At 72.1% G+C, this 12,282-nt stretch carries 9 protein-coding genes; 3 read left to right on the top strand and 6 right to left on the bottom strand.

The window, feature by feature from the left end; translation table 11 throughout:
• Window positions 1-122: 122 nt before the first annotated feature.
• Window positions 123-662, bottom strand: a complete 540-nt coding sequence (locus tag ACXN5W_RS14340) for a GNAT family N-acetyltransferase (protein WP_473158753.1) — start codon at window positions 660-662, stop codon at window positions 123-125.
• A gap of 169 nt (window positions 663-831) precedes the next feature.
• Here ACXN5W_RS14340 and ACXN5W_RS14335 point away from each other — a divergent pair, with 169 nt between their 5' ends.
• From ACXN5W_RS14335 to ACXN5W_RS14325, 3 genes are all read left to right on the top strand, one after another.
• Window positions 832-1,293, top strand: coding sequence for a GNAT family N-acetyltransferase (locus tag ACXN5W_RS14335; RefSeq protein ID WP_473158752.1), 462 nt, complete (start codon window positions 832-834; stop codon window positions 1,291-1,293).
• Window positions 1,294-1,469: 176 nt separating this feature from the next.
• Window positions 1,470-1,787 carry a hypothetical protein gene (locus ACXN5W_RS14330; RefSeq protein ID WP_473158751.1) on the top strand — a complete coding sequence of 106 codons (318 nt, stop codon included), beginning with the start codon at window positions 1,470-1,472 and terminating at the stop codon, window positions 1,785-1,787.
• 227 nt (window positions 1,788-2,014) lie between these two features.
• A complete protein-coding gene (locus ACXN5W_RS14325) occupies window positions 2,015-2,794 on the top strand; it encodes a polyamine aminopropyltransferase (protein WP_473158750.1) in 780 nt (259 codons plus the stop codon).
• Window positions 2,795-2,828: 34 nt separating this feature from the next.
• On the opposite strand, the gene asnB is transcribed toward ACXN5W_RS14325, so the two are convergent.
• From asnB to ACXN5W_RS14300, 5 genes are all read right to left on the bottom strand, one after another.
• Window positions 2,829-4,670, bottom strand: a complete 1,842-nt coding sequence (gene asnB / locus ACXN5W_RS14320; protein ID WP_473158749.1) for an asparagine synthase (glutamine-hydrolyzing) — start codon at window positions 4,668-4,670, stop codon at window positions 2,829-2,831.
• Between the two features lie 224 nt (window positions 4,671-4,894).
• Entirely contained in the window at window positions 4,895-6,325 is a 1,431-nt protein-coding gene (locus ACXN5W_RS14315) for a PIG-L family deacetylase (protein ID WP_473158748.1), read from the bottom strand.
• Window positions 6,326-6,407: 82 nt separating this feature from the next.
• Entirely contained in the window at window positions 6,408-7,244 is an 837-nt protein-coding gene (locus ACXN5W_RS14310; protein ID WP_473158747.1) for a metallophosphoesterase family protein, read from the bottom strand.
• Between the two features lie 212 nt (window positions 7,245-7,456).
• Window positions 7,457-10,003 (bottom strand): aminopeptidase N, encoded by a 2,547-nt coding sequence (gene pepN / locus ACXN5W_RS14305; RefSeq protein ID WP_473158746.1) that lies wholly within the window; start codon window positions 10,001-10,003, stop codon window positions 7,457-7,459.
• Between the two features lie 131 nt (window positions 10,004-10,134).
• The gene (locus ACXN5W_RS14300; RefSeq protein WP_473158745.1) at window positions 10,135-11,982 is read right to left on the bottom strand and encodes a glycoside hydrolase family 3 protein; all 1,848 of its coding nucleotides are present in this window, start codon (window positions 11,980-11,982) and stop codon (window positions 10,135-10,137) included.
• Between the last annotated feature and the right edge of the window lie 300 nt (window positions 11,983-12,282).

Here is a 12,282-nt window from a genome sequence, read left to right as displayed (position 1 = left end):
TGGTGGACCTGCGGACACCCCTCTGGTCCCTCCCATTTGGTGGGTTAGGTTTTGATCTCGTCGGGGGCGGGCTCGAGGGAAACCCGTCAGGGGCGTGGCTGGCGGTGCTGTCGGGCGCCTGCTCAGGCGGCTGGTGTGGGCGGGGGCCGCTGGCCGAGCCACTGCTCGGCGGCCCAGGCGTGGAACCGTTCCACCTCGCCGAAGCCCAGCTTGGCCGCGAGACGCATCGAGCCGAGGTTGGCGCTCTGGGTGAAGAGCACCACCGGCTCGCCGGGAAGGGCGCCGTCGAACCAGTCGAGCGCCGCCGTACACGCCTCGGTGGCGTACCCGAATCCCCACGCCCGCGGCAGGAACAGGTAACCGAGATCGGCCTTGCCCACGGCGGCCGGGCGACGGTTGCCCGTCGCCCTCCTGAGCAGGATCTGGCCGATCATCGTCCCGTCGAGCTCGACGACGAAACTCCCGGGCCACCGCTCGGGAGTCTCGGGCAGTTCGCGCTCAAGTTCGGCACGCGGTCGGGGACCGCCCAGGTAGGTGTGCACCTCCGGCGAGGCCAGCAGCTCGATGAACGTCGGACGGTCCCGGGCCTCGGGCTCGCGGAGCACGAGCCGCTCGGTCCGGATCGGCTCGGGTGGCCAGGCGACGGGTCCGAGGTCAGTCATGTCGGCCAGCCAATCAGCAGTTCCGCCAGCGATCAAGATCAGCGTTCGGTCGGATCGACTGTCAGCCGCCCTGCCCTGCCCGGTCCGGGTGGTGCGGTGCCGGTCCGGGTGGTGCCCGGTCCCGGCTGCCGAAACGTGGCCGTAACGCGGTCCCGACAGGATGTTGACCATGGACCTGAGGATCGAGCGCGCCGACTTCGGCGACCCCGGTCTCGGCGCTTTTCTCCAGGCACATCTGGACGACATGGCGCCCACCGCGCCCGCCGAGAGCAGGCATGCGCTGGACCTGTCTGAACTGCGGGCGCCCGGCGTCCAGCTCTGGGTTGCCCACACCGCCGCCGAGATCGTCGGGACGGGCGCACTGGCGGTGCTGGAGCCGGGGCACGAGGAACTCAAGAGCATGCGCACGGATCCGCGGCGGCGAGGTCAGGGCGTCGCCACCCGGATCCTCGCGCATCTGCTGCGGGACGCGCGGCGACGCCACATCCGCCGGATCTTCCTGGAAACCGGCAGCATGGAGTTCTTCGCTCCGGCCCGAGCGCTGTATTCCAAGGCGGGGTTCGTCCCGTGTGAGCCGTTCGGCTCCTACCGGGAGGACCCCAACAGCGTCTTCATGACGAAGAACCTCTAGCGCGGCACCACGGCTGCCGACCGGCGCCCGCGTCTGCGAGCGGGTCGCCGATGGATTTGAGAAAAATTCCGGTGCCGCTCGCCGTCACCGTTCTGTTCGCACTTACCGCCTGTACCACCACGCCGGCACCCAGTCCTGGCGCAACCGCGTCTGCTCCGGCCGTGTCCGCTCCGGCCGTGTCTGCTCTGGCGGACGGCACCCCCGGTGCCACGCCCAGGGTGACCACCAAGGCGCCCGGGGGTGTCAAGAGCGCCGCCTGTCCCTCGGGGACGACCCTGCAGAAGCTGGTCGAACTGCCGAAGGGCGTGGCCTTCGGCCGTGTCGAGTGCGTGCAGGGCTGGGCGGGGGCCGACCCGCAGGGCCCGAGCGTCGGTGACGGCGTCTACCTGTTCCACTACAAGGCCGGTACGGGCTGGAAGTACTACGGCGCCGGCAGCGGATACGACTGCAAGGACCTCGGTCTCACCGAGCCGGCACCGTTCTGCACCTCCTGACCACCCGCCGCCCACACCGTCGGCGCGGTGCCTGGTTTCGGATGGGGGTGAGCGGGCTGAAGTAACCGCCACCGCGCCGGATCAGCCATCGTCCGGCCCAGGACAGCCGGCTGCCGGCGGGGCTGGGTTCCGCTGACAGAGCCGTCCCGCGGTGTCCGCTCGGGTGCCGAGCCGTTCACCCGGGTGGCGGGCGCCCGATCGGCGCCCTGGCCTGGAACGATGGCGGGATGAGCATGCGGTTCGAGGAACTGGCCTGGCAGCAGACGCCGATGGGCGAGATCAGCCTGCGGCGCAGGCTGGACCCCCTGCTCAAAACCCAGGTGTACGAGGTGAAGCTCGGCGACGAGTTCCTGATGTCCAGCCTGTTCACCGTGGCGGAGGTCGAGCTGGCCCGGCTCGGGCTGGCGGAACTCGACGGCGCCGCCCGGTTCGGCGCGGAACTCGACGACGCCGCCCAGGTCGGCGCGGAACTCGACGACGCCGGACTGGATGTCATCGTCGGTGGCCTGGGGCTCGGCTACACCGCCCGGACCGTGCTGGCCGATCGGCGGGTCCGTTCCCTGGTCGTGGTGGAGGCACTGGACGAGGTGATCAGTTGGCACCGGCAGGGCCTGCTGCCGTTCGCCGGCACCGTCGCCACCGACCCCCGCTGCCGGTTGCTGCATGCCGACTTCTTCGCACTGACCGCCGATCCCACCGGGTACGACCCGGAGCATCCCGGCCGCCCGGTGCACGCCGTACTGCTGGACATCGACCACAGCCCGACCCACCTGCTGCACCCACGGCACGCGGCTTTCTACACCCCGGCCGGGCTGCGGCAGGTGGCCGACCGGCTGCACCCCGGTGGCGTGTTCGCGCTCTGGTCCAACGACCCGCCGGACGACGGGTTCACCGCCCTGTTGGGTGAGACCTTCACGACCGCCCGCGCCGAGGTCGTCGAGTTCGACAACCCGCTACAGCGCCGCACCTCGACAAACACCATCTATCTGGCGCGCAGGGCTGCCTAGCGGGCCCGCCACCCGAGCGGCCGGGCGGTGCGAGCTATCCGACCAGCCGGGCGGGGGTACGGCGCAGCCACATGTCGAGGCTGAGCACGAGTTCGATGGCACTGCGGGTGGCACCGAAGCCGTCGTACTCGATCGGCGCGTCGACCAGGGGCCGGATCCGTCCCTCGTGCAGCAGGGGCAGTGCGGGCGAGTCGTCGAGCACCGTGCGGAGCCGGTCGCGCAGCGCCCGCTCGTACCGGGGGTCCTGGGTGGACGGGTACGGGCTCTTGGTGCGCGCCACCACCGACGCCGGCAGCACGTCGGCGGTCGCCCCGCGCAGCAGGCTCTTCTCCCGCCCGTCGTACGTCTTCATCGCCCACGGCGTGTTGTAGACGTACTCGACGAGCCGGTGGTCGCAGAACGGGACCCGCACCTCCAGCCCGTGCGCCATGCTCATCCGGTCCTTGCGGTCCAGCAGGATCTGCACGAAGCGGGTCAGGTGCAGGTAGCAGATCTCCCGCATCCGCCGGTTGTGCGGGTCGGTGTCGTCGCCGTGCTCGACCTCGGCGAGGGCGTCCCGGTAGGCGTCCCGCCGGTAGTCGTCCAGTTCGAGCCGGTCGCTCAGCTCCGTGCTGAGGATCGAACCCGTGGAACCGGGGCCGACCGGCAACGCCAGCCAGGGGAAGGTGTCGGCGCCAACGATCGACGGGTCGTGGAACCACCGGTAGCCGCCGAAGACCTCGTCGGCCGCCTCGCCGGACAGCGCGACGGTGGACCTGCCGCGTACCGCCCGGAACAGCAGGTAGAGCGAGGTGAACAGGTCACCCAGCCCGGCCGGCAGGTCCATGGCGGCGAGGACGCCGGCGCGGGCCACCGGGTCCATCAGGCTCGCGGCGTCGAGCACGATGTCCTCGTGGTCGACGTCGACGTGTTTGGCGACGTCGTGGACGTACGGGCCGTCCGGGGTGCCCCGCATCGGCTCGGGCCGGAAGTTCTCGGTCTGGCCGACGAAGTCCACCGCGAACGACCGGAGCGGACCCTCGCCGCGTTCCCGCAGCGCCGTCGCGGCCAGGGCGGTGATCGCCGAGGAGTCCAGGCCGCCGGACAGCAGCGTGCCCAGCGGTACGTCCGCGATCACCTGGCGGCGCACGATGTCGTCCAGCAGTTCGCGGACGGTGCGGATCGTGGTGTCCAGGTCGTCGCGGTGTTCGCGGTAGGTGGGGCGCCAGTACCGCCGACGGTGTGTTCCGGTCCGGTCGACGGTGACCACCTCGCCGGGCCGCACCTCGGACAGGTCCCGGTAGATGCCGTGCCCGGGGGTCTTGACGAAGGCGAACAGTTCGCGCAGGCCGGCGGTGTCCACCACCGGTTCGACAGCGGGATGCCCGAAGACGCCCTTGGGCTCGGAGGCGAACAGGACGGCACCGGGCAGACCGGTGTAGACGTACAGCGGTTTGATGCCCATCCGGTCGCGGACCAGCAGCAACTGTTGCCGCCGGGCGTCCCACAGCCCGAAGGCGTACATGCCGTTGAGCCGGTCGACGAAGTCCGCGCCCCACTCCAGGTAGGCGTGCAGCACCACCTCGGTGTCGCTGGTGGTCCGGAAGGCGTGCCCCCGGCCGGTCAGCTCGGTGCGCAGCTCACGATAGTTGTAGACCTCGCCGCTGTAGGTGAGCGCGAGCGCGGTCTCGCCGTCGCGCCGTACCGTCATCGGCTGGTCCCCGGTGTCCAGGTCGATCACCGCCAGCCGCCGGTGGCCGAGGGCGACGTGTTCGTCCAGCCAGAACCCTTCGGCGTCCGGACCACGCAGCGACATGGTGGCGGTCATCGCGCGCAGCGCGGCGTCCTCCGCGCGAAGGTCCCGGTCGAAGTCGACCCATCCGACGATCCCGCACATGACAGACCTCCCGTTGACACTCACCCGGAGTGACTGGGCGTTATATCGCAAACACTCCATGTCTACCAGTGGACGGGAGAGGTGGCAATTGTCGCCCGCGCGGGCTGCCGGTCCGGCCCGCGGACGGACGGTCCGGCGCCTCGGGACCCCCAGGAGAAACGCCGGGTGAGCCGGCCGGCCGCCCGGAGATGCCGGGCGGCCGACCGGCTCGCGGTATCGGCTGATCAGTGCAGGTCGGGGTCGTTGAAGACCTGGATCTCGGCGAGGCCGACGTTCTGGGTGGTCGAGCTGACGCTGTTGATCGTCAGCTTCACGCTGGTGACCGTGTGCGGGGTCGAAAGCAGGACCGGGGTGGGCTGGCCGGCATTGTTCAACGGGCCGACCGTCACCGTGTAACCGTCGCTGAACTTCAGCGTGGCGCTGGTGATCTGGTCGGCGTCATTCAGGCGGTCGTAGAGAACGACCCGCTGGACCGGGCGGGCACTCGGCCAGGTGAGGGTGAGCCAGCTGTCCTTGCCGCCGCCGACGGTGGCCCACTCCCGGGTGGAATCAACCGGCCAGCCCGTGATCACGGTGTCGACGGCCTTGCCGGCCGTCTGGCCGGTGCTGGTGTCCTGGCTGCTCGCCGTGGCGGTCGCGGTCCGGGCCAGGTTGGGACCGAGCACCGTGTACTGGCGCCGGTTGTACGCCTCGTAGTCGGTGCCCGCGCAGGCCGCCTGGCTGCCGCAGACCCCGCTGTCGTAGGCGGCGTAGGCGAAGAAGGCGTTCTCCTTGGCCGTGATGTCGGCCGGCGACGACGACAGGTTCGCCGGGTAGTTCCTGATCCGGTAGTCGTGGTAACCGGTGAAGACCACCGAGCCGGGGTACGCCTGCACGGCCGCCTGGGCGAAGTAGGCCGCGCCGTGGTGGTCGGCGTGGTCGTCGCGGTGCTCCTCGTCGCCGAAGCTGCCGGCGTAGTCCTGGGTGTTGACCCGGTTCGGCTGGTACGCGCTGATCAACGCGGTGATGGTGTTGATCAGGCCGGACCGGCTGTAGGCCGACGAGCCGCTGCCCAGCGAGTTCATCGTGGAGATGTCGTTCAGCCACAGCTTCTGGAGGCTCTGCCAGCCGGTGTTCGGGTAGCCGGAGCCGGTCAGGTAGCCGTCCGGCAGCCGGAGGAAGGCCAGCGACACGGTCGGCTTCGCGGCGAGGGTGAAGACCGGGATCGGGTGCCCGCTGATCCCCGCGTCGGTCTGGGTCCAGGTGTTCGCGACGCCGGCCATCTGGGCGTACGCGGCCTTGGAGCCGCTCTCCCGGCCCAGCCAGTAGGTGTCGTTGTTGCCCGCGTCTCCCGCCGTGAGGAAGACGGTCCGGACACAGCGGCCGGCCTGCACGTCGTGCAGCAGGTCGGGGCTGAGGAAGAGCAGGTCGTCGTCCTCGTGGGCGACCACGTTCATGATCGCGCCCTGTGGGCAGTTCGGGTTCGCCTGGGCGGGCTGCCCGCCACCCACGGCGACCGCGCCGGCCGCCGCCAGGACGACCGCCAGAACCGATCGGCCGAACCGCCCCGCTCGGGCCGAACCGGCGGGGCCGGTCGAGCCCGCTGGACCGGCGGGCCGGACCTGGCCGGGCGGATGACCGGTTGGACGTGTTGAGCGCAGGCGTAGCTTACGCATGGTTACCTCCCCGTAGCAGTAACGACAGCGAGTCCTTTCTATCATGGATGGATCTCGCTATCTGCCCGGAGCGGTCGCCACCTCAGCCGGGCGGCTCGGGCAGGATCACCCGGGGCGCCGGTGCCACGCCGCGGGGCTTCCACTCCCGGGGGTAGCCCAGCGACACCTCCTCGAAGCGGACCCCGTCGTGCCAGGTGGTCCGCGGGATGTGCAGGTGCCCGTACACCACGGCGGCGGCGTCGAACCGGCGGTGCCAGTCGGCCGTCCGGTCGGTGCCGCACCACTGGGCGAACTCCGGGTAGCGCAGCACCCGGGTCGGGTCGCGGACCAGCGGGAAGTGGTTGACCAGCACGGTGGGCAGCGCCGGGTCGCGGTTGGCCAGCCGGTCCATCGTGTACGCGATCCGCGCCGCGCACCAGTCGTCCCGGCCCGGGTACGGGTCCGGATGCAGCAGCGCCTCGTCGGTGCAGACCACGCCCGCCGCGTACGCCCGGCGCAGCGACTCCTCCTTGGTGTCGACGCCCGGCATCCGGAACGAGTAGTCGTACAGCACGAACAGCGGCGCCACGGTCACCGGCCCACCCGGCCCGGTCCAGACCGGATACTCGTCCTCGGGGGTGACCACTCCCAGCCGCCGGCACATCTCGACCAGTCGCTCGTAGCGGGCCACCCCGCGCAGCGTCACCGGGTCGGCCGGCATCGTCCACAGTTCATGGTTGCCGGGCGCCCAGACCACGACCCGGAACCGGTCCGCCAGCAGCGCCAGGGTGGACTCGACGTCGGCGAACAGTTCGCCGACGTCACCGGCCACGAGAAGCCAGTCGTCGTCGTGGCCCGGCCGCAGCCGGTCCAGCACGGCGCGGTTGTCGGCGTACCTGACATGCAGGTCGCTCACCGCGAGCAGTCTGCCGGCAGTCACCACGCAGCTCCCGTTCCCTCGGTCGGGTCCATCCTGCCGTACCCCGTGAACGGCGCCGCGCGCGGACCCGGCCCGGCGCCGCCGGGCGGACCTGGACCCGGCACGGCAGCGCGTGGACCCCGGCCCGGCGCCGCCGTGCATGGATTCCGGCCCGGCGCCGCCGTCCGGTCCGGACCGCCGTGGGCGGTCGGCGGGGCTACCGGTCGGCGGGGCTACCGGAGGGTGCGGGCGCGCAGCATCCGGGTCAGCAGCGCGGCCTGCTCCCGGACCTGCACGGCCGTCACCGGCTGGAGGCCGTCGGCGTCCGCGGCGGACGCCGCCCGCGCGGCGAAGCCGGCGTCCACGCCGCGCCGGGGGAACAGGTGCGCCACCAGGGCCATGGAGATGATCCCGCCGGCCGACAGCCGGGGCAGCTCCGCGAGGAACCGGTCGGCGTACGGTGCCAGCAGGGTGCCCTGGGTGGGATGCCAGAACGACTCGCTGACCGCCGGCAGCGCCGAGATCGGCACCGTCCCGGTCACCAGGGACCGCCAGCTCTCCCGCTTGGCCTCGGCGTCCGGTCGGGCGGCCCGCACCGCCAGCGCCCGGTGGACCGCGTCCGGGTCCGGGTCCCGGGCCAGCAGGTCCGCCACGGCGTCCTCGTCGTGGCCGCCCGTGGCGGCGACCTGGGCCAGCCACCGCCACCGCAGGTCGGGGTCGGCGCCGACCAGCCGGTCCAGTTCGGCCAGCCGCTCGGGTCGGTAGGCGACCGCGAGGGCGGCCCGCAGCGCCGCCAGCCGGGTGGGCCGGTCGGACCCGGCCTCGGCCCGGACCGCGACCGCCACGCAGGCGGCGGCGAGCTCGTCACCCAGTTCGACCAGCACCGACTCGTCGGTCCAGAACCGTACCGCCCGGACGGCCCAGCCGAGCAGGCTGTCCCGCACCGGTGCGGAGGTCTCCACGGCGAGCGCCCGGCAGGCGTACCGGACCAGTTCGGTGGGGGACAGCAACCCGTCCTGGACCAGGTGCCACAGCGTGAGCCCGGCCAGCGTCCGGGAGAGCGCGTCGGGCAGCTCCGGGCCGTGCCGCAGCAGGGCCTCCCGGGTCCGGCCGTCCGGGCGGATCCGGGCGAACGTCAGATCCCCGTCGTTGACCAGCAGCAGGTCGGCGGCCGGGGCGCCGGCCAGCTCGGGCACCGGCGTGCTCGGGGCCAGCACGTCGAGTTCCACCCGCTGCCGCCGCACCGGCCGGTCACCCTCGACGTCGTACACCCCGATGGCCAGCCGGTGCGGCCGGTTCGCCGGTCGGTCCGCCGGCGGTTCGGCCAGCACCCGCACCGAGCGGTACCGGCCGGCGGTGTCGACCTCGGCGTGCATCGACAACGTGTCGGTGCCCGCCGTGAGCAGCCACTCCCGGGACCAGGCGGTCAGGTCCCGGCCGGACGGTCCGGCCACCGAGTCGAGCAGGTCGGCCAGGGTGGCGCTGTCGTAGGCGTGCCGGGCGAAGTGCCCGCGCAGCCCGGCGAGGAACGGTTCCTCCCCGACGTACGCGATGAGCTGCCGCAGCGCGCTCGCGCCCTTGGCGTAGGTGATCTGGTCGAAGGCGGCCTGCGCGTCCGCCACCGTGGGTATCCGCTGGTGGATCGGGTGGGTGTTCGGCCCGGCGTCCACGCTGTAGCCGGCGTCCTTGCGGCCGCCGAGGAACGACACCCAGACCTCGGTGAACGGGGTGACCCGGCTGGCGGCCCACCGGGCGGCCCAGTCCGCGAACGACTCGTTCAGCCACAGATCGTCCCACCAGCGCATGGTGACGATGTCGCCGAACCACATGTGCGCCATCTCGTGCAGCAGCACCGTCGCCCGCTGCTCCCGCTCGGCGTCCGTCGGCTCGGTGCGGAACACGAACAGGTCCGCCCAGGTGACGCAGCCCCAGTTCTCCATCGCCCCGCCGAAGTCCGGGCAGAAGACCTGGGTGTACGTCCGCTGCGGGAACGGCATGTCGAACTGCTCGCCGAAGAACCGCAGACCGGTCGCGGTGAGCTCGAACAGCTCGTCGGCCTGCTCGTCGAGGCGTTCGGCGAGGCTGCGCCGGGCGAGCAGTCCCAGGTCGTACCCGTCGACGGCCCGGCGGATCTGGTGGAACGGTCCGGCGCAGACCGCCGTCACGTACGCGGACAGCCGGGGCGTGTCGGCGAAGACCCAGGTCCGGGTGCCCGCTCCGGCCGGGTCTGCGTCCGCCGGCTGGTCCGCCGGACCGGCCGCTGGTTGGCCGGACCGCTGGTCCGGGTCGTACGCCGCCGAGTTGGACACCACGGTCCAGCCCTCCGGCGCCCGTACGGTGAACCCGAACACCGCCTTGAGGTCGGGCTGGTCGAAACAGGCGAACACCCGGTGCGCGCCGTCCGGCTCGAAGGTGGTCCACACGTACGTCTGGCCGTCGGCCGGGTCGGTCCAGCGGTGCAGGCCGAAGCGTTGCTGGGTCCGGTCGGTCGTCGCGGTCACCACCAGCCGGTGCTCGCCGGCCAGCGGGGGCAGGTGCAGCCGCTCGCCGTCGTACGCGGACGCCGGCAGCGGCTCCCCGTCCAACCAGGCGCGTACGCTGTCGGCCGCGATGTCGACGAAGGTCGGTTCGCCGGCCCGGCGCGCGGTGAAATCCACGGTGCTGCGACTGCGCAGCGTGGTGCCGGTGAGCAGACCGGTGAGGTCGAGGTCGATGTCGTACCGCCGGATGCGGATGAGGCCGGCCCGGGTCCGCGCCTCATCCTCGGTCAGAGAAGCCATGGCCCGATCATGCCGCCAACCCACCGGTGGTGCCCACCCCACCGGTACGACCGGCTCCGCCGGGCTCGGCGGCCCAGACGCGGCGCGGCAGGTCAGCCGGTGGCGGGTAGGTCAGCCGGTGGCGCGGCAGGTCAGCCCGTGGCGCGATAGGTCAGGCCGTAGCCCTGTGGGAACAGTGGCCGCTTGCCGTCACCGGCGTTGATCGGCTGCTGGTCGGCCGAGGACATCCAGGTCATCGGCAGTTTGCCGGTCGGCGCGGCGGCGCCGAACAGCACGTCGGCGACGCCCGCGCCCTCGGTGCCGGGCAGCCAGGACGCCAGCAGCGCCGACCAGTCCGGCAGCTGTCGGGCGATGTCCAACGGCCGGCCCGACACCAGCACCACGATCACCGGCACGCCGGCCGCGCGCAGCGTGGCGAGGGTCCGCAGGTCGTCCTCGTCCAGGCCGAGCGAGCCGGTCCGGTCGCCCTCGTACTCGGCGTACGGTCGCTCGCCGACCACGGCGATCGCGGCCCGGTAGCTACGGTTGATGCCGGTGCCCGTCTCGTCGTAGTCGACCGTGGTGCTCGGCCCGACGGCGGCGCGGATGCCCGCCAGGATCGTCGTCCCCGGGGTGATGGCGCCCGGCGAACCCTGCCAGGTGACCGTCCAGCCGCCGCTCTGGCTGCCGACGTCGTCGGCGTTCCTGCCGGCCACGAAGATCCGGTTTTGGTCGCGGGCCAGCGGCAGCACGTTCCCGGTGTTCTTCAGCAGCACCTGGGACTCCCGGACCGCCTGCCGGGCCAGGGCCCGGTGCTCGGGGCTGCCGAGGGTGGCCGCCCAGGAACGGTCGGCGAGCGGGTGTTCGAAGAGGCCCAGCTCGAACTTCTTGGACAGGATCCGCCGGTTCGCGTCGTCGATCCGGCTCAGCGGGATGTCCCCGTTCTCCACCTCGGCGCGCAGCGTGTCGAGGAACGACCGCCATTCGGTGGGCACCATCACCATGTCGACGCCGGCGTTGATCGCCGTGCGCACCTCGTCCGGGGTGAACCCGGGCGCCCCGTCGAGCTGGTCGATGCCGTTCCAGTCGGTGACCACGAAACCGGTGAAGCCCAACTCGCCCTTGAGTACCGAGGTGATCAGGTACTCGCTGCCGTGCAGCTTGGCGCCGTTCCAACTGCTGAACGAGACCATCACCGAGCCGACCCCGCGACGCACCGCCGCGGCGAACGGCGGCAGGTGGATGGCCCGCAGTTGCGCCTCGGTCAACTCGGTGTCGCCCTGGTCCGTGCCGTCGGTGGTCCCACCGTCCCCGACGTAGTGCTTGGCGGTGGCCAGCACCGACGCGGGCCCGCCGAGCGTCGTCCCCTGCAGACCGGTGATCTCGGTGGCCATCGACGACGGCAGGTCCGGGGTCTCGCCGAACGACTCGTAGACGCGCCCCCACCGGTCGTTACGGGCCACGCAGAGACAGGGCGCGAAGTCCCAGTCGACGCCGGTTCCGGTGACCTCCTCGGCGACCGCCCGGCCGATCCGTTCGACCAGGGCCGGATCCCGGGTGGCGCCGAGACCGATGTTGTGCGGAAAGATCGTCGCCCCGACCACGTTGTTGTGCCCGTGTACGGCGTCCGTACCGTAGATCATCGGTATCCCCAACGGGCTGCCCAGCGCGCCGCGTTGGAAGGCGTCGTACATGTCCGCCCAGCCGGTGGCGTCATTGGGCTCGGGGACCGAACCGCCGCCGGAGAGCACCGATCCCAGCCGGTACGTGCCGAGGTCCTCGGCGCTCACCGATTCGCGCCCGGCCTGGGTCATCTGGCCGATCTTGTCGGCCAGGCTCATCCGGGACAGCAGGTCGGCCACCCGGGTGGCGACGGGCAGGGCCGGATCCTGGTACGACGGGGTCGCGGCCGGACCGGCCGAGCCGGACACCGCGCCGACGGCCAGCAGCATGAGCAGCACACCGGCACCACCGGCCCGGCGGCGGAGCACTCGGTCCACAACGCACCTCCCCGTCGGGCCGTCCCCCGTGATCCGGCCCGCCCACCGAACCGAACGCGGTCGATGCCGCGATTGGTTGCCCGATCGGCGAAACCCTGATCGAAAAGTGCCGGCGAGTATCGGTCGGGGGCCGGCGGTGGCTGGTGGTCGGGGGCCGGCGGTGGCGGTTGGTCGGGGGCCGACGGTGGACGGTGGTCGGGGGCCGGCGATGGACGGTGCTGGATCTCACCGAATGTGATCGGCGGACGGTCCGCCGGGACCCGCGGGATCGACGTTGTGAGCGTTCTCATCTACGCTCGG

The organism is Plantactinospora sp. A48, assembly GCF_055793945.1.
The sequence above is the reverse complement of the archived record's forward strand: the minus strand, read 5'-3'. Positions and strand labels throughout refer to the sequence as shown.

Coding starts and splice junctions, on each gene's coding strand:
- ACXN5W_RS14340 (WP_473158753.1), bottom strand. CDS start 662: ATGACTGACCTCGGACCCGTCGCCTGGCCACCCGAGCCGATCCGGACC.
- asnB (WP_473158749.1), bottom strand. CDS start 4,670: ATGTGCGGGATCGTCGGATGGGTCGACTTCGACCGGGACCTTCGCGCG.
- ACXN5W_RS14315 (WP_473158748.1), bottom strand. CDS start 6,325: ATGCGTAAGCTACGCCTGCGCTCAACACGTCCAACCGGTCATCCGCCC.
- pepN (WP_473158746.1), bottom strand. CDS start 10,003: ATGGCTTCTCTGACCGAGGATGAGGCGCGGACCCGGGCCGGCCTCATC.
- ACXN5W_RS14335 (WP_473158752.1), top strand. CDS start 832: ATGGACCTGAGGATCGAGCGCGCCGACTTCGGCGACCCCGGTCTCGGC.
- ACXN5W_RS14325 (WP_473158750.1), top strand. CDS start 2,015: ATGAGCATGCGGTTCGAGGAACTGGCCTGGCAGCAGACGCCGATGGGC.